19 protein-coding genes and 3 pseudogenes are annotated in these 20,583 nt (G+C 38.6%); 14 read left to right on the forward strand and 8 right to left on the reverse strand.

Features of this window, described 5'->3' with window-relative positions:
- The 14 genes and pseudogenes from ACTBZY_RS15700 to ACTBZY_RS15765 all read left to right on the forward strand — a co-directional run.
- Nucleotides 1–576, forward strand: a pseudogene (locus ACTBZY_RS15700) (GH39 family glycosyl hydrolase); the annotation flags it as partial.
- 1 nt (nucleotide 577) lies between these two features.
- Nucleotides 578–2,134: a glycoside hydrolase family 28 protein gene (locus ACTBZY_RS15705; RefSeq protein ID WP_463047294.1), complete on the forward strand. Its 1,557-nt coding sequence runs from the start codon at nucleotides 578–580 to the stop codon at nucleotides 2,132–2,134.
- 34 nt (nucleotides 2,135–2,168) lie between these two features.
- Nucleotides 2,169–3,326 carry a hypothetical protein gene (locus tag ACTBZY_RS15710; RefSeq protein WP_463047295.1) on the forward strand — a complete coding sequence of 386 codons (1,158 nt, stop codon included), beginning with the start codon at nucleotides 2,169–2,171 and terminating at the stop codon, nucleotides 3,324–3,326.
- A 19-nt stretch (nucleotides 3,327–3,345) separates the two neighbouring features.
- Complete coding sequence (locus ACTBZY_RS15715; RefSeq protein ID WP_463047296.1) at nucleotides 3,346–4,854, forward strand: GH39 family glycosyl hydrolase; 1,509 nt, start codon at nucleotides 3,346–3,348, stop codon at nucleotides 4,852–4,854.
- 32 nt (nucleotides 4,855–4,886) lie between these two features.
- Complete coding sequence (locus ACTBZY_RS15720) at nucleotides 4,887–6,452, forward strand: glycoside hydrolase family 28 protein (RefSeq protein ID WP_463047297.1); 1,566 nt, start codon at nucleotides 4,887–4,889, stop codon at nucleotides 6,450–6,452.
- A 14-nt stretch (nucleotides 6,453–6,466) separates the two neighbouring features.
- Nucleotides 6,467–8,173, forward strand: a complete 1,707-nt coding sequence (locus tag ACTBZY_RS15725) for a glycoside hydrolase family 28 protein (protein ID WP_463047298.1) — start codon at nucleotides 6,467–6,469, stop codon at nucleotides 8,171–8,173.
- A 26-nt stretch (nucleotides 8,174–8,199) separates the two neighbouring features.
- Nucleotides 8,200–8,916: an SGNH/GDSL hydrolase family protein gene (locus ACTBZY_RS15730; protein ID WP_463047299.1), complete on the forward strand. Its 717-nt coding sequence runs from the start codon at nucleotides 8,200–8,202 to the stop codon at nucleotides 8,914–8,916.
- A gap of 3 nt (nucleotides 8,917–8,919) precedes the next feature.
- Complete coding sequence (locus tag ACTBZY_RS15735; protein ID WP_463047300.1) at nucleotides 8,920–10,587, forward strand: sodium:solute symporter family transporter; 1,668 nt, start codon at nucleotides 8,920–8,922, stop codon at nucleotides 10,585–10,587.
- 79 nt (nucleotides 10,588–10,666) lie between these two features.
- Nucleotides 10,667–11,365, forward strand: a complete 699-nt coding sequence (locus ACTBZY_RS15740; protein ID WP_463047301.1) for an SDR family oxidoreductase — start codon at nucleotides 10,667–10,669, stop codon at nucleotides 11,363–11,365.
- Nucleotides 11,365–12,066, forward strand: coding sequence for an RraA family protein (locus ACTBZY_RS15745; protein WP_463047302.1), 702 nt, complete (start codon nucleotides 11,365–11,367; stop codon nucleotides 12,064–12,066). The genes ACTBZY_RS15740 and ACTBZY_RS15745 overlap by 1 nt, the downstream gene beginning before the upstream one ends.
- A 1-nt stretch (nucleotide 12,067) precedes the next feature.
- Complete coding sequence (locus tag ACTBZY_RS15750) at nucleotides 12,068–14,134, forward strand: heparinase II/III domain-containing protein (RefSeq protein WP_463047303.1); 2,067 nt, start codon at nucleotides 12,068–12,070, stop codon at nucleotides 14,132–14,134.
- Nucleotide 14,135: 1 nt separating this feature from the next.
- Entirely contained in the window at nucleotides 14,136–14,516 is a 381-nt protein-coding gene (locus ACTBZY_RS15755; protein WP_463047304.1) for a VOC family protein, read from the forward strand.
- A gap of 69 nt (nucleotides 14,517–14,585) precedes the next feature.
- The gene (locus ACTBZY_RS15760) at nucleotides 14,586–15,602 is read left to right on the forward strand and encodes a zinc-dependent alcohol dehydrogenase (RefSeq protein WP_463047305.1); all 1,017 of its coding nucleotides are present in this window, start codon (nucleotides 14,586–14,588) and stop codon (nucleotides 15,600–15,602) included.
- Nucleotides 15,603–15,634: 32 nt separating this feature from the next.
- A complete protein-coding gene (locus tag ACTBZY_RS15765; RefSeq protein ID WP_463047311.1) occupies nucleotides 15,635–16,399 on the forward strand; it encodes an SDR family oxidoreductase in 765 nt (254 codons plus the stop codon).
- A gap of 171 nt (nucleotides 16,400–16,570) precedes the next feature.
- On the opposite strand, the gene ACTBZY_RS15770 is transcribed toward ACTBZY_RS15765, so the two are convergent.
- The 8 genes and pseudogenes from ACTBZY_RS15770 to ACTBZY_RS15805 form a co-directional block, all read right to left on the reverse strand.
- The gene (locus ACTBZY_RS15770; protein WP_463047306.1) at nucleotides 16,571–16,753 is read right to left on the reverse strand and encodes a YgaP family membrane protein; all 183 of its coding nucleotides are present in this window, start codon (nucleotides 16,751–16,753) and stop codon (nucleotides 16,571–16,573) included.
- A 13-nt stretch (nucleotides 16,754–16,766) separates the two neighbouring features.
- The gene (locus ACTBZY_RS15775; protein ID WP_463047307.1) at nucleotides 16,767–17,372 is read right to left on the reverse strand and encodes an SRPBCC family protein; all 606 of its coding nucleotides are present in this window, start codon (nucleotides 17,370–17,372) and stop codon (nucleotides 16,767–16,769) included.
- 81 nt (nucleotides 17,373–17,453) lie between these two features.
- A complete protein-coding gene (locus ACTBZY_RS15780; protein ID WP_463047308.1) occupies nucleotides 17,454–18,278 on the reverse strand; it encodes a helix-turn-helix domain-containing protein in 825 nt (274 codons plus the stop codon).
- A 160-nt stretch (nucleotides 18,279–18,438) separates the two neighbouring features.
- Nucleotides 18,439–18,606, reverse strand: coding sequence for a hypothetical protein (locus tag ACTBZY_RS15785; RefSeq protein ID WP_463047309.1), 168 nt, complete (start codon nucleotides 18,604–18,606; stop codon nucleotides 18,439–18,441).
- A gap of 187 nt (nucleotides 18,607–18,793) precedes the next feature.
- Nucleotides 18,794–18,865 carry a hypothetical protein gene (locus ACTBZY_RS15790; protein WP_463047312.1) on the reverse strand — a complete coding sequence of 24 codons (72 nt, stop codon included), beginning with the start codon at nucleotides 18,863–18,865 and terminating at the stop codon, nucleotides 18,794–18,796.
- A gap of 75 nt (nucleotides 18,866–18,940) precedes the next feature.
- Nucleotides 18,941–19,659 (reverse strand): annotated as a pseudogene (locus tag ACTBZY_RS15795) (3-ketoacyl-ACP reductase).
- A gap of 46 nt (nucleotides 19,660–19,705) precedes the next feature.
- Nucleotides 19,706–20,329 carry a Dabb family protein gene (locus ACTBZY_RS15800; protein WP_463047310.1) on the reverse strand — a complete coding sequence of 208 codons (624 nt, stop codon included), beginning with the start codon at nucleotides 20,327–20,329 and terminating at the stop codon, nucleotides 19,706–19,708.
- 12 nt (nucleotides 20,330–20,341) lie between these two features.
- Nucleotides 20,342–20,583, reverse strand: a pseudogene (locus ACTBZY_RS15805) (Dabb family protein); the annotation flags it as partial.

The raw sequence follows: 20,583 nt of genomic DNA on the forward strand, positions 1-20,583 counted from the left end.
CGTCAGTATGATTGGACAGAATTATCACAAGCTAAATGGGATTTACGTCGAATGATGGGCGACCATGGACGTGGTATTGCAACAAACTTGTTTACCATTAGTGATATGCATTATGCTGCTGGCGATCATATGGTAGGCGTAAATACCAAAGGGATTTTAAAGACCAACCCAGATAAAACAATTGAAAGACCCAAAATGGCATATAAGGCAGCTCAGCATGCATTTTCTCTATTTGATAGTCAAGTTGAATTGATGAAAAATGAAGAGCCCGCTACTGATCAAGCTACCGTTAATGCCTTTCAATATCGTCATAAAGAAAATGAAGGCACCATAGTGAGTTTATGGAGTGCAGAGGAAAGACCTGCAGAAGAGTACGAGCCTAAACAGACTACGATTACGATTAAAAATGGTTCTTTTAAGAAACCAGTCTTAGTGGATCTGATATCTGGAGAAGTACTTGAAATACCATCAGAAAACTGGAAAAAAGATGGCGAGCAATACGTTTTTACGGGTATTCCTATTCCAGATTATCCGGTTTTAATAGCTGAGAAAGGTACGTTGTTACTAGAAAATTAAAATGAGAATACTTCCAAGGAAAATACAATGGTTTATGCTTTTGGTCTTGATTGGCCAGAATGTGTCCGCTCAAAAAACGGACACCAATATTCCATTTGATTTTGCGGAATGGGAGGAGCCTAACTTTAAGAAGCAGGTTTTTGATATTCGTTCTTATATAGAAAATACAGCTGACAAAGAAGGTTATGTAACTAAGGCTATTGCTCGAGCCATAGAGGATTGTCATCAAGCTGGCGGTGGGACGGTATTAGTTCCTGCAGGTGTATGGCTCACAGGTCCCATTCATCTAAAGAGTAATGTAAATCTTCACTTAGAAGAGGATGCAGAAGTACGGTTTAGTCAAAATTTTGAGGACTATCTTCCTGTGGTTTTAATTCAAAGAGGAGGCTTTTTCTGTTATAATTATTCGCCAATGGTTTATGCTAAAGCCAGTGAAAATATTGCAATAACTGGAAAAGGAACACTTAATGGGCAGGGTCAGGTTTGGTGGCCTTGGAAAAACAAACAGCCAGGAATGACGGCACTGTTTAAAATGGGAAAGGCGAGAGTACCCATTGATGATCGTGTGTTTGGCACAGTAGAGGCTGGCGTTAGGCCACCTTTTATACAATTTTTAGAGTGTAAGAACATACTGCTGGAAGATTTTACAATGCGAGATGGCCCTTCATGGAATTTGCATCCTGTTTTTTGTGAAAATCTAATAATTAGGGGTATCAGTATCATTTCACATGGTCCTAATAATGATGGGATTGACCCTGATGGTTGTAAAAACGTGCTCATTGAAAATTGTTTTATTGACGTAGGTGACGATGCCATTTGTGTTAAGTCTGGACGTGATGAAGAAGCTTGGGAGATAGGTAGACCGAGCGAAAACATTATAGTTAGAGCTTGCCACGTACTCGCAGGGCATGGTGGTTTTGTGATTGGAAGTGAAATGTCGGCTGGAGTTAAAAATGTGTTGGTAGAAGATTGTGATTTTTCGGGTACAGACAGAGGAATAAGGTTTAAATCTCGACTGGGAAGAGGTGGAATAGTCGAAAACATTTGGATTAGAAATATTAGAATGGATTCCATTAAACATGAAGCTATAGTTTTTAACCTACGCTATGATAGCGAACCCATTGAAAGAGAAATGTCCTATAATGAGAAGTCGCTTAATCTAAACCGTGCACCAATATTCCGAAACTTTTACCTTGAAAATATTGAATGCAAAAATGCCAATACGGCCATGAAAATTCAAGGGCTTCCTAACGGTCAATATCTTACGGATATGAAATTTAAAAACATGAAAATAAATAGTTCCGAGGGGGTGATATGCTCTAATGCGAGTCAAATTATTTTTGAGAAAAATGATATTGACACGAAGCAAGGAATGAATTATCGCCTAGAAGATTGCCAAAACATAAATATTTCTGAAGAAGTGAAACATGGAGGGAAATTTATAACTGTAGGCGGTTCAACGCAAGGTATTCAAGTGAATTATAAAGGTGAAAAACCATTGGTAAACTTTACAAATGGTTTAACGAAAAGGGATGTAAAAACCCAACTGTGGAAATAAGTATTGATTTAGAAAACGAAAGATTAATTGAAATATGCAGAATAGTGGATATCAAAGGATAAAGCAAGTGTCATTGGATTTTGTAGAATCTATGAAGATCGGTGCTACTCCAGGGGTGTATAGTAAGGAGCCCAATGAGGGTGAGAGCTTCTATGGTTCTTATCATGCAGCACATGTACTCGATTTGTTTGGTGAATTGCCTAAGTATTCTGAAAAGGACTTAGATACGTGGGCGAAACAATTCACAAATCGTCAAACGAAGCAAGGTTATTTCTCTAAACAAGAATCAGACAATAATCGTATTAGGTCGATAGAAGAAATGGAACCGGCATGGCACTATACAAGGGGAAATATTTGGGCATTAAGAATATTAGGTCGTAAAGCGGAAAAAAAGTTAAGCTTTTTAGAGCCGCTTTTAAATGCTGAAAAATTATATGAATGGGTAAAGCATTATAATTGGGAAAACTCTTGGTCTGCAGGAAATCAGGTTTTAGCGGCAGCCACTGCACTTTTTGCACATCGAGATTGGTTCGGTGGTACCGAAGTGAATGCTCTCATGGAAAAAGGGATGTATAGAGCATTGGAGGAATTACAAGATCCAGAAACTGGTTTTTGGGGAACTCAGTTTGGTGCAGATTTACCGAATGGTCTTTTTGGAACTATACATGTGGTGCCGATATACTTTGCATTAGGCTGGCCATTAAAACATTTAGAACGCTGTGTTGATTCCACGCTAGCTTGCCAGTTACCCGATGGCTCTTTTTGGCAAGGGGGCTCTGATTGTCCAGACTTCGACGGAGCGTATCAGCTTGTTAATTTGATGGCTTTGACAGATTACCGAAGAGCAGATGTGGAAGTGGCTTGTCGTAAATATTTAGCTCATGCTTTACAGCATGAAAGTCAAGATGGAGTAGGCTGGTTATTACATAGAAAAGATAGTGTACTGGCTGACTGGGTTCCTCGTCCTCATTGGATTTGGAAAGAAGGAGATAAAATGGCATCTGCCGAACTCCGAGATGAAGATCCAAATCGTGAGAAAATTATGCTAGGTTCATGGTTTTATCCACTTTCAATTGCACTGGTAAGTGAATTTTTAGGAGATACAGGTTATGAAGGGAATTATCATTATAACGCTCATTCGCTTCACGTTTGCAACGTATTCAACGGGTCATTAAATAACGCAGTTAAGTAAAATATAGATACATAATATTATGGAAAGTAATAGAAGGTTATTTCTAAAATCATTGGCTGTTCTTCCTTTGCCAGCATCTCTTCTGGGGATGGGCAAAAATGAAGAAGTTCAGATTTTTCAAAAGGATAAAATTGAACTAGGAAAGATTGGTAATGTTACGGTCAAAAGCCCTAAAGAAATTCAATCCTCTCCTTTTGGAATTGGATGTGAAACACTGGATCGTAAACTATGGGATCCGAAAGAAGTATATCCGTGGATGGACAACCTGCCAGTGAAGTGGGGAAGGTTGCAAACTGGGTGGAATAGGGTGGAAACTGTGAAAAATCAATATGATTGGGAATGGTTAGATGAAAGTGTAGATGGTCTGATAGAGCGTGGAATACAACCATTTTTTAATGTCGGTTATGGGAATACGCATTATACGGAAGGTGAAAGAGGTTCTCATCCAATGCTTACTCAAGAAGCCAAAGATGGCTGGGCACGTTTTGTAAAAGCACTGGCTAAACGGTATAAAGGAAAAGTTCAATACTTCGAAATTTGGAATGAACCAAATTTAAAAGGTTTTTGGAGGCCTGGTGAAATTGATGCTAATATGTATGTGGATTTAGTGAGGCTTACGGCTCCAATAATTCGGAAGAATTGTCCAAATGCTATTATAATTGGCGGGGTAACTTCTCGAATTCCCTTCACGTTTATTAAGTCTATGTTTGAAGCAGGTTTAGGAAAGGAGATAGATATCTTTTCTTTTCATCCTTACGGTACAATTCCAGAAAGTTATACGGACAGAATAAAAGCGTTAAAAGTGTTTATAACACAGTATAATCCTAAGCTCAAATTATGGCAAGGAGAAAATGGTTTTGCATCCGATCCTAACAGTACGGGTTTCGCTGGTGAAGGACCTTATACCGAAAATATACAAGCCAAGATTATGTTGAGAAGACTGATGACCGATTGTTCGTTGGGCATTGACATGACTCTTTGGTTTTTAATTGTCGATTTGCATGATTACCCAAAGGGTTCAGGGAATATAAACTTTAAAGGAATTTTAAGGGCGAAGCCGGAGATAAGCCCAAAGGTTGCTTTCAAAGCACTGCAAAACCTAGGTAGTCTGGTTCATGGAGATGTAAATGTTCATAATTCCATCATACATGTAATTGACGGAAAGGCAGCACTGGGAGAAAAGGAGTATGTCAAATATGGAAATGGCGTTGGGGAAACGCTTGAGTCGGTGAGTTCTAGTACTTTAAATACTGCCAATGGTCTTGTTCTAGCGTTTTGGTCAACTGAGAAAGCAGCCGATACCTATACAGAGAGAAATGCTCATTTAATCTTATGGGATTGGGAAGCAAGCGGATTCGACAATCCAGTTCTTGTAGACCCTTTAAAAGGCGAAATATTTGATCTCAGCGATCATGAAAAGATTTATGATAATGATAAATCTAGACTTAGCCATGAAGCTCAATTGTTTAGAAATCTTCCTTTACGTGATTATCCTATGTTAATTATGGAAAGAAAAGAGGTGGTCTAAATGAAGAAAAATTAAACTTTTATTTAAAAAAAATGAAACATACATTCCAAGTTATTTTAATACTGGCTAGTGCTTTAACGCCTATTGAGCACGTGTTTGGTTCGGGTCAAAAAGCCGACTTTGATACTAAAGTAATTGAAGTTGTTGGTTCAGATAATATTAAGAGAACTTGGGATGTATCTGAGTACGATGCCAAAGGAGATGGGAAAACTATGGATACTCAGGCTATACAAAAGGCTATAGATTTATGTCATAAAGCAGGTGGAGGACAAGTCTATTTTCCTCCTGGTATATACCTTTCAGGAACCATTATTATGAAAGATAATGTCGAATTATACTTCGAAAGAGGATCTACTTTATTGGCAAGTGGCCAGCACCAAGATTTTCCGAGGATGCCACAGCCTAGTTATCGATCGCAGAAAGACCCTGGAGGATGGTTCGCTTTGATATATGCCAATGAGGTGAGCAATATTGGTATCCGAGGGTTTGGAACGATACATGGGCAAGGAAGTGTGCAAAAACCAAGACCCGACTTGTTAGGTGGAGATAGAGATGGCCGTTCGCGTTCTATATTATTTATTTCGTGTAAAAAGCTTAGAATTGAAGGTGTTACGATAACACAATCAGGTAGTTGGAACCAACACTATTTAAATTGCGAAGATGTAATTATTGATAAAATTGAAGTTTATAATCACTCTAATCGAAATAATGATGGGATTGATATTGACGGTTGTCGCAGGTTTATCCTTTCCAATTCGATTATTGATTCTGATGACGATGGTATTACTTTGAAAAGTACGGGTATAGCCCCATGCGAAGACATAGTTATTACAAACTGTGTGGTTTCCAGTTCGTGTAACGCTATAAAAGCTGGAACTGAATCTACGGGAGGTTTTAAGAATATTACCATTTCAAACTGTGTAGTGAAACCAAGCAGAAGTGAACTTAAGCCTATTTTTCACGATTTTCCTTCAGGAATTACTGGAATATCATTAGAAATAGTTGATGGAGGAACAATGGAAGGGATAACAATAAGTAATGTAACGATAGATGGGACAAAATGTCCACTATATATTCGTCTAGGAAACAGAGCAAGAAAGCATACAGAAGAATCACCAACTCCTGCGGTGGGAGTAATGAAGAATATCTCTATAAGCAATTTAGTGGCTTATAATTCAGGAAACTATTCAAGTTCCATTACAGCAATTCCAGGTTATTATATTGAAAATGTAACTTTAAGTAATGTCCAGCTTTTTAATGAAGGAGGTCTGGTGAAAGGCGAATTAATTGAAAACATCGAAGGGGTAAAAGAGGACGAAAATGGGTATCCACAACCAACAGTTTGGGGGAATCTGCCATCCTCTATGCTGTTTATCCGTCATGCAAAAAATGTGATGATACAAGGCTTATTAATGGGAAGTGATGCCAGCGACCCACGAGTGCCAATAATTGCAAATGATGTGGAAGGGCTGAGTATTAAAAACACCCGAGTTACAAAGAATAGTACATCAGCTACCTTTTTTCAAGGGAAAGGTGTTACCGATTTTGAGGTAGAGAAGCCACTAGGTTGGAAGAAAAAGGTCGTAAACATGGATTGATTAATTTTTAAAAAATGAAACATAAACTACTTATTATATTAATAATTTCGGGGATTTTATGTCCTATTCAGGCTGCATTTAGTACGAGCCTAAGTATGGATTCAAAAGTTTTAGAAATCGAACATTTTAAAGAAAATGACTCTTCTCATGATTCAGGCACTTGGGATGTATATGACTACGGTGCCAAAGGTGATGGGAAAACCTTGGATACTGAGGCTATCCAAAAAGCAATAGATCTATGCCATAAAGCAGGTGGAGGTCGTGTTTACTTACATAATGGTATATTTTCTTCGGCTACCATTTACCTGAAAAGTCATGTGACGCTGTACGTGGAGGCTGGTGCTACATTATTAGGAAGCGGAGATGCAGAGGATTATGCAAATACTGCATCTGATTACCCTACTTATGATGGCGATTATACAAGTAAAGCACTTATTTACGCCGAAAATGTAAACAACATTACCATTGAAGGTCGTGGTACTATTGATGGAAATGGGCATGTCATAGACAAGCGAAAATTGACCGATGCTTATCAGTATCCTTCCTTTCAGTATCGTCCTCGAATTATTCATATGCGAGGGGTTGAAAATTTGCAAATTTTGAATATCACCCTCAAAAATTCGGCATCCTGGGTGCAAACTTATCAGCAATGTAAAAACATAGTGATAGATGGTATTACCGTGGACAGTAGAGAAAATAAGGATATAGAACAAGCGAATAGAGAGCATTCCGTAAAGCATCGAAATACTGATGGGCTTGATATTGTTGATTGCGAACTGGTTAGGATAGCGAACTGCTACATTAACGCTGGTGATGATGGGATTGTCTTAAAAAGTTTTTCACCTGATAAGGCTTGCAGAGATATAGTGATAACTAACTGTGTAATAAGTTCAGGAGCGAGCGGTATAAAAATAGGGACAGAAACAACGGGTCGCTTTGAGGATATTCTCATCCAGAATTGTGTGGTGTTCGATACTTTTGGAGAAGGAATTGCCATCATGACAGCCGATGGTGCCAGTGTTCAGCGGGTTAATATTTCAAATATCACTTTGAGGAATATCAAACGTCAGGCTATTTTTGTTCGGTTGAGTAGTAGGAATAAGAAATTTGGTACCCATACGGTCACCAACTCGCCAGTTTTAAAAGACATCACCATTCACAATATTAAAGGGACTAGGTTGTCACCATTAGGCTGTTCCATTACTGGATTAGTAGAAACTCCTTTGGAAAATATAGTGCTAAGCAACCTTGATCTTGAATTTGAAGGAGGGCTGACAGACGTAGATCCCAATCATCAGGTACCTGTCAAACCCAATGGCTCTCCAGTGGGTGGTATGTTCGGAAACTACTTGCCTAGTTATGGTTTTTTTGTTCGGAATGTGAAAAACCTTAGGCTAGACCAAGTTCAGCTGCGATTTGCTCAGGATGACGTTCGTCCTGCTGTGATTTGCGACAATGTTGAATTACTAAATATAAATGGATTGATGGCTCAATCTATTCAAAAAACATCTGCACTAATTAAACTTGTTAATGCAAAAGAAGTTTCAATTTCTCAGAGTAGGTTGACTGGGAATGGGGCCGTTTTTCTGGAGGTAAAAGGGGAGCAGTCTAGAGACATAAATCTTGTCAATAATTATCTTAAAGGAGTAGAACAGAAGTACGTGATAGAGCAACCTTTATTGAAAGGGATTGTGCAAGAATTTGGAACCATCGAAAAGTAAAATTGAAAGTAACTTATTGAAATGAAATGAAAAGAATTATTAATATAAAAACAACGGTACTGATGATCGGATTGGCTATTACGCTATCCGCATGGAGTTTATCTCAGCCATCTATTTTTTTGATTGGAGATAGTATCTCCATCCATTACGGACCATATCTTGAGAAATACTTAGCGGGTTCGGTACAGTTCGACCGTAAAAAAGATGATGGTAGAGCGGAGAAAAACCTTGACGTTCCGTTAGGAGCTAACGGCGGAGATTCTCGAATGGTGTTGGCTTACTTAAAGAAGAAAACGCAAGAGTCTAATTTTCGCCCAGGTTTCTTAGTGCTAAACTGCGGGCTGCATGATATCAAACACGACCCACAAACGGGTGTGATTCAAGTAACCGAACAGGAGTATAGAAGTAATTTGCTAGACATCATTGAAGTATTAAAAAAGAAGGGTATTGGCTTAATTTGGATACGAACCACACCGGTGGTAGACGCCATCCATAATAATAAGTCTAAGTCCATTAGACGATATGCTTCGGATGTGGCCACTTATAATGCCATTGCCGATGAAATCTTTACAGCACACAATGTTCCAATGATAGATTTGTTTGCTTTTACTCAAAAACTAGGTAACGAGCAGTTTGTTGACCATGTGCATTATAACGAACAAACTAGGGCATTACAAGCCGCTTTTTTAGCAGGCTCAATTCAGAGTTATTTAAGAGATTCAATAATAAACGCAAACGATTGATATATGAGCTCACTAGTAACGCTTGATTATTTAGCCATTGTTCTTTATCTGATCTTAATGGCAGGAATTGGCCTTTTCTTTAAATGGCATGTGAAAGACGTCAACGCTTATACAAAAGGCTCAGGTGCCTTACCGTGGGTAGCTGCGGGAATAAGCAATTTTATGGCCTTGTTCAGTACTTTTATCTTTGTGGCATACGCTGGTATTTCATACGAATATGGTTTGGTTTCGGTTACCGTGCTTACCAGTACCGTACCAGCTTGTATTATTGCGGCACTAATTTTTGCTAAAAGATGGCGTCGTTCTAATGCTTCAACACCAATAGAATATCTTGAAACTCGCTTTAATTCTTCGCTACGTCAAACGGTTGGTTGGGTAGGAATATTCATGAGAATTTTAGATAATACCGTTCGTTTATACGCTATTGGTATTTTTCTTACAGCGGTTACGCCTTTGTCGTTACCAATGGCCATGGTTGTTTCCTCCATTATCGTCATTGCTTTTACCATATACGGTGGCCTATGGGCGGTGTCTATTATGGGAACGGTGCAGTTCATCATACTCCTCTTTACATCTATTATGTTATTCTGGCTTTCTTTAGATCATATCGGAGGCTTCGAAGCAATCTCACAGAAACTGCCAGATCATTTAAATTGGTTTAATGGACCTAAAGGCCAGTTTTTCTGGCTCGCAGTTTATTACCTGATGATCATCATTAAATACAACGAGAATTGGACTTTTATTCAGCGATTTTACTCCGTTAGGGATGAAAAGGAAGCGGAAAAAGTGGGTTACCTCAGTGCTGCTTTATTTCTAGTAACTCCTATTATTTTTCTTGTACCACCAATGGTTGCCAAAATTCTAATGCCAGAGTTACCAGATAAGGAAATGGCGTATGTAGCCATTTCAAGTTTTTTATTGCCACCTGGTCTAATGGGTGTGATGATAGCTTCTATGTTCGCTGCTACCATGTCATCACTTAATTCGGAGTATAACGTCATCGCAAGTGTTTTATCAAAAGATGTATATCAGCGACTTATAAATAATGACGCCACCGACAAGCAACTTCTTTTGATTGCCAAGGTTGCATCTGTTTTAGTCGGTTTACTTGTTTTGTTTGGAGCTTTGTTTATTCAAGATTTTGGAGGAGCTTTTGAAGCCAATAAATTATTTACAGGAATCTTCGCGATTCCAATAGGTATCCCACTGGTACTTGGAATTTTAAGCAAAAGACCTACTGCAAAAGGAGCTATGCTCACCGTTATCATTGGAGCATTGGTTGGGATAGTCTTGAACGCTATGCCGCAATATTTTTCATGGGAAATGGCAACCACCATTGAAGTAATCGTTTGTCTTTTCATTTTCTATTCCTCCGGCTTGAAACTTCCAAAGGATCCAAAGTATATAGCACGTGTGGAGTCTTTTTTCAAACTCTTGAGTACCCCAATTACAGATAAGCCGTCCATAGATAGAAAGTTTGAAAATGCCTTGAAATATCTATACGCTATTTCACTTCTTTTCTCTGCCCTTCTTTTCATTGGAATGGGACTGATTTACTATACAGAACTCAGTGGTGTGCTATCAATAGTTTCGGGAATGGTTTGCCTTTTTATGGGTATTGTGGTCTGGTGGCTAAGAAACAAGAAATGTAAAGATCAAGAAGCGTCGTAGCATAGAAATAGTATTGAATTAATAAAAAAATAATACCTGAATATTAGTAGGTATGACTTAATAATTGAAATCAAATAAAATGGACAAACTAAAAAATAAAACAGTATTCATTACCGGAGCATCAAGTGGTATAGGTAAAGCAACAGCTCAACTATTGCTAACAATGGGAGCCAATGTGTTTGATTTTAGCCGCAGCCGACAACTGACAGATGAGGTTTCGCATGAAAATCTACGCTCATTTAAGGGAGATGTAACACTAGAAGCCGATGTCATAGCGGGCTTTAAAGCTTGTTTGGAAGCATTTGGCTCAGTAGATGCCTTATTGAATAATGCAGGCGTGGGCCAGGTTTCTCCTGACATGTCAATTACGGAGTTGGATGTATTTGAACAGATGATGGATGTAAACGTCAAAGGGGTTTTCTTGTGCAATAGAGAAGCTTTAAAGGTGATGAAAGAAAAAAAATCAGGGCACATTATCACCGTGATTTCAATGGCTGGTCAAAGAACCAATCCTAATGCACCGATTTACTGTGCTTCCAAATTTGGAGCACGCGGCTTAAGCAGTGGTTTGGCAGATCAAGTATTAAAGTTAGGTATAAAAGTAACTGACGTTAACCCAGGCCCTACGGACAGTGATTATTGGGGAGACCGGAAGGTCCCAAGAGAGAAATTCCTAAAACCAGAAGATGTGGCTAATGTAATCTTGTTTGTGCTAAGTCAGCCAGATTATGTGGTAATAAGAGAAATCAATTTTGACAACATGAAATTTTTGGCATAATGAATACAGAGTTACACGCGACAGAAGTAAAACAGGCTTCTCCATTTCCAATCTCAGTAAGCGAAATGAGAGAAAGGTACTTGAAATTATATTCAGGTGCCGTAAATGATGTTTTACGTTTCAATTATAAAATGCATGCTTCTAGTTTGCCTGCACACTTCGCTCCTTTGAGAGAAGATATGAAGATAGCAGGTCTGGCTTTTACGGTAAAAGGGGGACCCGACATCACAACGGAAGGTGAGTTTGAAATGAGAGCTGAAATGCTAGAATCGCTTGATCAAGATGTCATAGTGATGTGGGATTGTACAGGTGATGTAGTGACTTCACAATGGGGAGAGGTCATGTCAATGGCTGCGGCTAAATTGGGTTGCCGAGGAGCCGTGGTAAATGGGATACGCGACACGAGTGCAATTTTAGACTTAGGTTTTCCTATTTTTCACCAATATAAATCCAATACTGGAATGTTAGGTCGTTTCAGAATGTACCATTATCAAAGACCAATTTTAATGGGTGAAGTAGTGGTAACGCCTGGTGATTGGGTATTTGGTGATATCGATGGCGTTATTTCCATTCCACAAGCTATTGCTTACGATGTTCTCGTGGCTACAGAACAACTGCTGAATAAGGAGGGTGAAATTAGAGAGATGGTAGAAAACGGAATGAAACCAACTGATGTCGTAAAAAACGGAGGGTATTTCTAAAATGGCAATATTTTTAACTGAGTTGGAGAAACAAGCTATACTGGAGGCAGTAGCGTCCGAAAGTAGCATGTTGTCTTCTTTTTATAAAGCTCTAGAAAATCGAGTGCATGAACGTGTGGCTTGGGGAAGCCTATTGGGTCCGAATGCCTCGACCATTTGGTGGCATTCGGCAGCCGAATATCTGTCTGATGCCGCCATGTTCTATGCCCTAAAACCTAGCTCTGAATTGAAGGAGTGGTTAAGAAATCACTGTCTGGATATTGTTAGAAAATCAGAGTATGATTGGGTAGGTCCCAATTTTAGAAACCATTCTGAACCTTATATCGGCAATCTGGAAACGGCACATTTATGCTGGGGAATAGCTGCTACATTTGATCTGGCAAAGGATATTTTCACGAGCTCAGAGAGCGAAGAAATTGAAACTGCTTTACGTGAAAAAGGGCTTCATTTATGCAGGGAGTGGTTAAATAATAATCATCATCTGGCGAACTGGCGAAGTGTATTGTTTAGTGGGGCAATGGTGACGGCCGTGGTTTTAGAAGAGGAAGAAACGGTTAAAGAGCTTTTACCAGAATTTGAGTTATGTTTAGACGCTCTTCAAGATGATGGCTCTTATGGGGAGTCGCTTCAATATGGAAATTACCTATGGATAGCTCAAACTTTTGCTAGAGAAGCGGTATCAAGGAAATATCCTAAATTTATAAATAAAGCGTCTACAAGTCAGCAGCCCATTCGTCCGTCATCTATCACATGGTTTGTGGAAAGTATGTTGTACAGTAAGCCGTTGTCAAATTGGGGAGAAGAACCTAGGGCAAGAGCGGTAAACTTTAATGATAGTGCTGCTATTTTTAGACCATCTGCTGATGTTTTACTCTCTATAGCCCTTAGAACCAAAGATAACAATGAGGCAGGATTGGCTTACTGGTTGTTTGAAAAGTATTATCAGCCTGTTCCCAATCAAGGACCTCATGATTTGGCAGCATTCGGAATGATTAATGACTGGGGCTTTTTGACTTTACCACTCTTAACTTATCCCTTACAAAGTACTTCTCCTGAAAAGGCGAAGCTTCCCTTAACAACAAGTTTTTCAAATGGGAATGGGTTTATTCGGGATGCTTGGGAAGGGAAAACCATATTGGCCACCAATGGCGGTAGTGAGCCACTACATGGGCTAGGGCATCTTCATGGAGACTTGAATAGCTTTATTCTGGTTCACAATCAAGAACGGTTATTGGTCGATCCGGGTCATTCTTGTTATAGAAACCTAATTCATGGTCTGGAAAGCAGCTCTCAAACACATAATACCTGTACATTTTTAATAGAGAAAGAGTCTTTAGGACTGCAAGAAGACATGGCTAAAGCCTCACTTTTAGAACAAAAAAGTGTGTTCCCAAGAAGAGAAATAAAAGACAGAAAAGGCACTGGAAAAATTGAAAGAGGAGATAAGAAACTAATCTGTGCAAGAGATGGCTCATTGTCTGTTTTGGGTGCTGAGGTAGGCAATGCTTATGGAAAGCCAATAGAGCGTTTCTCTAGATTTTGGATTTTGGCAGGCAGTCATACTCTTTTTATTGTAGATGAAATCAAAGCAGATTATCCAGTAAGCACTGTTTGGAACTGGGTGGTTAATAATAAGGAAAAGAAAACGTCATGGGAAGCGAAGGACAATTCATTGACAGTAAAAAAAGGTAATGCTGGAATGAAGATAATTCATGGAGGCAGTATTAATGAATCCTTCCCTGTTTTCGGATTTCTTCATGATGCCTACCATACAGAACCAAATCAAGTTGGAGAAGGTAAGTCTGGTGATAGTCTCATATTTCGATTTACAGAAAATGAAAAGTTAAAGACCAGGCGGGTTGTTCATACGATAGTCTTAGATCATCCACAGAAAGTAGATGAATGGACATTTAAGAAGAATAACGAAACTTATTCTCTGGGTAATGACCATGAGAATTGGGAATTGGAATTGCTCGATGAAGATGCTTTTGTAATTGTTTCTGGTTCAGGTCAAAAGTGGAAAGTGGAAAACAACAAAAAGGAATACGAACTTAAAAGAATAAAATAATATGCTTTTTACAGGAATAGATCATCCAGCGGTGGCCGCAATAGATGTAGAAGAATTGGCCAATTGGTATTGTACCCATTTGGGCTATACTAAATGGTTTCGTCATGAAAAACCAGTTTGGATGCTAAAGGCTGCCGACAATTCGCTTTTAGAGATAATGCCAATTGATGATACTCAAAGGCCTGAACGAACTACCTGGACACCTGGCTGGTCTCACATTGCCATAAGGGTGAGTGATATTCAAAAAGCGATAGCAGTTTTGGATGAAGCAGGAGTTCAATGGGGAGGAGAATTGGCGAATGCAATTGGTGGAGGTAAAGTGCGTAACCTTTTTGATCCAGAAGGTAATATGCTACAAATTTTAGAGAGAAAGGGACTATAGTGGAATTGCTGTACCCGGTATTAGAGCCTGTTATAGAAGAGGTTAAACCTTATTGAAAATAAAAAAATCATGAAGATGAACGCATTGTACTATGGAGGGCAGCAGTCTTTCCAAATAAAAGAAACGGAGAAAAGTCCACTAAAAAAAGGAGAAGTACGCTTGAAAATGGCCTATGTGGGGGTTTGTGGAACAGATGTGCACATTTACCATGGAAATATGGACGCACGTGTGAAAATTCCTCAAGTCATTGGGCATGAAGTTTCTGGCGTGATTGACGAGTTAGGAAAAGGTGTGACGCAATGGAAAATTGGGGATAGAGTGACCGTTCGTCCCTTACATCCAGGAGTAGAGCTACCTATTGATAATGGTTTTAAACATATTGGCCAAAATCTTAAGTTTATTGGAATAGATACGCCTGGGGGAATGCAAGAGTACTGGAATGTGCCTTCATTTACACTTCATCATTTGCCAGATAATCTTTCTTTACAATTAGGTGCAATGATTGAGCCCTTGGCTGTGGCTTGTCATGATGTACGTTTGGGCGAATTGAAATCTGGTGAATACGCCGTGGTTATTGGCGGTGGACCAATTGGCTTGCTCATTGCTTTAGTGGCAAGGGAAAAAGGTGGTCATGTACTCATATCCGAAGTAAATGAAAGTAGAATTGCTTTTATTAAGTCTTTGGGTTTTGAATGTGTAAATCCCAAAGAGGCAGACTTAGCGAAAAGTGTGGCAGATTTCACAAAAGGAGCTATGGCTGATGTTGTTTTTGAAGTGTCAGGTACACAAGCAGGCGTATCGGTCATGACGGATTTACCAAAAGTGAGGGGAAGAATAGTGATGGTGGCCATTCATTCAGAACAAAAATCTGTAGATCTCTTTCGCTTTTTTTGGAGAGAGATAAAGTTGATTGGTGCAAGAGTATATGAACCAGAAGATTTTGAAGAGGCCATAACGCTAGCGGCGAGTGATAAACTCCCACTGGAGAAAATGATTACTCAGGTTTCTCCACTTGCAGAAGCGGAAGAAGTGTTTAAAACGATTGACAGCAATCCGGCGGGGATGAAGTATCTTCTGGAAATTTAATGCTATAAATAAAAGAATATCAAGCAATGAATATATTTGAATCATTTAGTTTAAAAGGAAAAACAGCCCTAGTGACGGGTTGTAAGCGAGGCATTGGCAGAGGAATGGCATTGGCACTGGCAGAAGCCGGTGCAAATATCATTGGAGTATCAGCCACGCTAGAATTAGAAGGGAGTATTATTGAAAAAGAAGTGAAAGCTTTAGGAAGAGAATTTACCGCTTATCAATGTGACTTTAAAGATCGTGCTGCCCTTTACGATTTTATAAAAAAAGTAAAGTTTGAGCACAGTGTGATTGATATTTTAATCAATAATGCAGGAAATATCCTAAGAAAGCCTGCTGCGGAACACCCAGACGAATATTGGGATGAAATTATAGAGATTAATCTAAATTCTCAGTTTATACTAGCCCGTGAATTTGGAAAGGAAATGGTAGAACGTGGAGAGGGTAAAATAGTTTTTACGGCCTCACTTTTAACTTTCCAAGGTGGAATTACAGTGCCTGGCTATGCTTCCAGCAAAGGAGCCATTGGAAGTCTTGTAAAGGCATTGGCAAATGAATGGGCGTCTAAAGGCGTCAATGTAAATGCCATAGCCCCTGGATATATTGCCACTGATAATACTGCAGCTTTAAGAAATGATGAAGAGCGTAGTGCGGCTATTCTTTCGCGTATTCCAGCTGGAAGATGGGGGAGTCCTGATGATTTTAAAGGCGTGGTGGTTTTTCTTTCTTCTCATGCCGGAAGTTATGTACATGGCAGTATTGTGACTGTAGATGGCGGCTGGATGGGGCGTTGAGCGTCTTTCCATTACATTTTCAAATTAGCCTCGAATAATGAATGAAGATGATTGTATCTATAACTGATATTTTTAATCTTCATTCATTATCAAGAAACACTAGTTTAGTTGACTTATCTCAATGTGACTTGCGAATCGCTATGGGTCACCGTATTGGTTTCTAAATCTCTTTTAAGGCTTATTGGTATTAACACCAATAAGAGAATAAAAAGGATCAGAACCCATTAGTGCAGGCAAGATTATTCCCGCACCTGCTATTCCCCACCAGGATTCAATGATGACTCCGAAAGTGATGATGGAAGCTCCCAATAAGAGCCTAATTATTTTGTCTGTTTTTCCAACGTTTTTTTCCATATTACTTAAATGTTTAAATTTCGATTGTAATTAATTTTACGGGCTTGATGTCTAATGGAGTCTCGTGTGTCACTGGCTTACCTGTTTCAATATGGTATTTATAACCCGCAATCACTTTTCTCCAAACGGTTGCAAATTTTTTCTTTCCCATCATTTTGTTCATCATTCCCCACATACCATTGGTCATGGAATAGTTCAATGTAGAAGTAAGTATGGTCTTATCGCCTTTTGCCATTAGTCCGAAGTCACCTACCATGGTTTTTATCCCTGGCACTTGGTAAACTTTGTAAACTTCAAATTTCATGTAGGTACCTTCTTCCCACACCAATACGCGTTCGTCGAGCGTGGCTCCTGCTTTCATCATCGGAGAAAGAATCATGTGCCTTGTAGCTCCAACCCCTGTATTTTGCTTTGAGGAGGTATAAGAAGTGTCTACCGTGGGGCTGCTCAGGTAAATGTTACCTATATCGGCAAATTGAGCCCAAACTTTTTCAATTGGAGCGTTGATTTCTACTTCAACACTTATTTCAGTTGGAGCTTTTCCTAATGGGTTGTTAGACTGAGCTTGAGCAGCAAGTGCAAATACTAATAATGCAAAGGTTGTTTTTAATCGTTTCATAACTTTTTGTTTTAAATACAAAACAAAGGTCATGAAAATGATGGTCAAGGTTTTGGCGTTTTAGTTCAAAACCTGACCATTTTAGCTCATTCGATATGCTGACGGCGATTTGCCAATTTGTTCTTTAAAAGCTCTGTTGAAAGTCGTTAATGAATCATATCCTAAATCGTACGCAATGTCGGATATCCGCAGATCTTTATTCTTTAAATAATCCGTAGCTTTTCTGACCTTCATTTGCGTGATATACTTGGCAGGGCTTTCATGATAAACTTCTTTAAATTTTCTTTTGAAAGTAGACAAACTCATGTGGCACAAAGCGGCCAACTCATTAAGGTCTAAATTGGAGTAGAGATTATGTTGTATCACAGTTTCAAACTTGGCGAAGTTGGGTTTAAACATTGAGGCCAAGAAATCAACTTCAGAAGGAGCCTTGACCGTTTTAGTCATCAATAATATAAACTCACGAAGTTTGGTTTTTATTAAATTTTCATCCGCTAACTCAGGGTTATCCAGAAGTATACTAATACTTGCTTTGTAATGTTCTAGCAGTTGATTAACCTCAACCTGCATGAGGTTATAATCCACTTGATGCTCAGACTTTTTTATATCAAAGTCAAACAAGTCTTGAACCAATTCTGGATAGAACATAAGCCCAATCACTTCTATGTTGTCTTTCTCATTTTTTGACTTTTTAGTGGTCTCATAGAAATAATTCATACACTTGGCCAGAAGGGCAGTTTCCTTGTTAAGAAGCAATCTTTCGGTCTGAGTCCTAATATGAAACTCGCCCTGATTGACAAATATAAAACAAGCCTCGTTATCATAATATGCCTTCGGTAAACGGATGAAAGATGTAACATTGAGCTTTTGAAAAACTACGTAACCCTTGTATTTTATTATTTTCAATGTTTCTTCCATTTATTTAATGCTACTAAAGTAGGGCTTTGTAAGTGCGAAACTGAAGTCAACGTGTAATGACTTAAAAGCCTAAGTTAAGACCTAAAGTCGAATATTTCTATAGCCACCTGGATGTCAAGTCCTGATGAGGTACAGCGGGATTTATAGCTTATTGTTTTGCAAAGAATCTTTCTGCATTTTCATAGAAGATTTTAGCTTTTTGATTAAAGGATAGGGATTTTAAGTTCATAGCGGAGCTCACCGTCAGATTGATGTCAGCATTATCAGATTCAAACATCAAGCGTTCTTCTAGTCCAGCTTTCAGGAGCTCGTTCATTATTAAAACCTAATTCAATCCGCATTTCAGGTTCTATGGTATTTAGTGTTAATGTAATAACGCTAATATTGTTTTAACTAACTTTCTTCATCAGCGATTCCTATATGCCAATCACTGCAAATTTTGATGCCGAATAGGCAGATACGTTTGGATTTTAGTTTAATTCAAACTGTCTTAGATGCTTGTTTCAATTCTTCAAAGGCAAGTAAATAGACATATCGGTTTCTTTCCTATTGCCCCAAGAGTAGAATGGAATCATGCTTGTTTAGTCTCTAAACTTTTTACAATACATCATCTCTTGGTTCTCTTTTTTGAAGGAATTCTCCCAATCAGTCTACGGATTAGTAGACCACAAAGCTGCACTTTTTAGCATAGCCCTTCTTGGAAGTTTTAAACCAGCTACAAGTAGTTCCGCAAAATCTTCTGGTTGAAGCACACTGTCTTCTGAACCTTCTTTTGCAAAGCCCAGTTCAACGGTCATTTCTGACTCTATGGTGCTTGGTGTTAATGTAATAACCCTAATATTGTTTTTACGTACTTCTTTCATCAGCGATTCGGACATACCAATCACTGCAAATTTTGATGCCGAATAGGCAGATACGTTTGGGTTACCAGTTAAACCTGCCGTAGAAGAAACATTAATAATATCTCCTTCATTCTTAGACAGTAGATGTGGTAATACCTCTTTAGTTACATAATACATCCCCATTAAATTGGTTTGAATAATTTGACTCCATTCCTCACTTCCATCTCATTAAATGAGCCAATGGCGGCAATGCCAGCGTTGTTTACTAAAATATCAACCGTACCTAATCTATCTATGATGTCTTTAATGCTGCTTTTAACTTCTTCATAATTACCCACATCAAATACCGAATAAATGGCCTTTACACCATAAGTCTCTAGCTCAGCAACTGTTTTTTTTAAGACAGTCTCATTTCTCCCTGTTATGGCGATATCAACTCCTTCTTTAGCAAATGCTATGGCGGTTGCTTTTCCTAGTCCTCTGCCGCCACCGGTTATAATGGCTTTTTTGTTTTTTATACTTTCCATTTTTTTGAATTCGTTTTTGAAGAATAAAATGTTGTCTATTTGATGTTTAATTAGCTTCAGTCCAATAATCCATCACCAAAACATCTGCTATAATCGGCCCAATTTTACTGACTAAGGCTATATGAGCCTCATGAAATAAGTAAATTTCTCTGCCGTTATCGTCCTTAAATGTGAGGTTAAAAACGTGTGTCAAACCTTTGCTGGCTCCTTCTTTACTGTCATTCACTCCCCATTCTATATGTTCTATTTCTGGGATTTCATTTTTAAGATTTAAGAAAGTTCGTACTGCCTCGTTGACTTGTTGTTCAGTAGCGTTTTCTTTGTATTTCAGGTTTACGATATGCCTCAGGACTTTACCACTTCTATCTATTTTAGGTAAAATCTTATAGGTCGCTACCTTCTTAAGGTCGAATCTATTGGAGCCTGCGATAAGGAAATTGCTATCACCAATTTTATGTGACCTTAAACCATAATAAATAGAAAATCCAGTTTCTAAGTAATTGATAGGGCTTAGAATACCATTCATGTCTAATTTACAAAGCTGGATACTGGCATCGTCTCTTGTACCTATTGCTAAAACTGCATCGGTATCACTCACAGATACAATTTCTATTCTTGTTTGTCCTTGCAGTTTTGTGTTTTCATCATCTTTTAAAACGTAGTGTGGCACGAGAGCTCCTTTCTAGTCAATCTTAAAAACACTCACACCATCCCCATGGTAGACAAAGTTTTGATTTTTAATGAAACCATTTTTCTCGTAATATTTATGATGTCTGTGGCCTACTATGATATAATAATTCTCTCCTAGTTTAACACCCGTTACTGGGTAGGCACCTGTTAAATATCTATCCTTAGTGTTATCGCCAATGTTATTGATGTTTTTAAAAGTACCGTTGTCCTTGACTTCAAAACTACTTACACCAT

The organism is Arcticibacterium sp., from assembly GCF_055134445.1.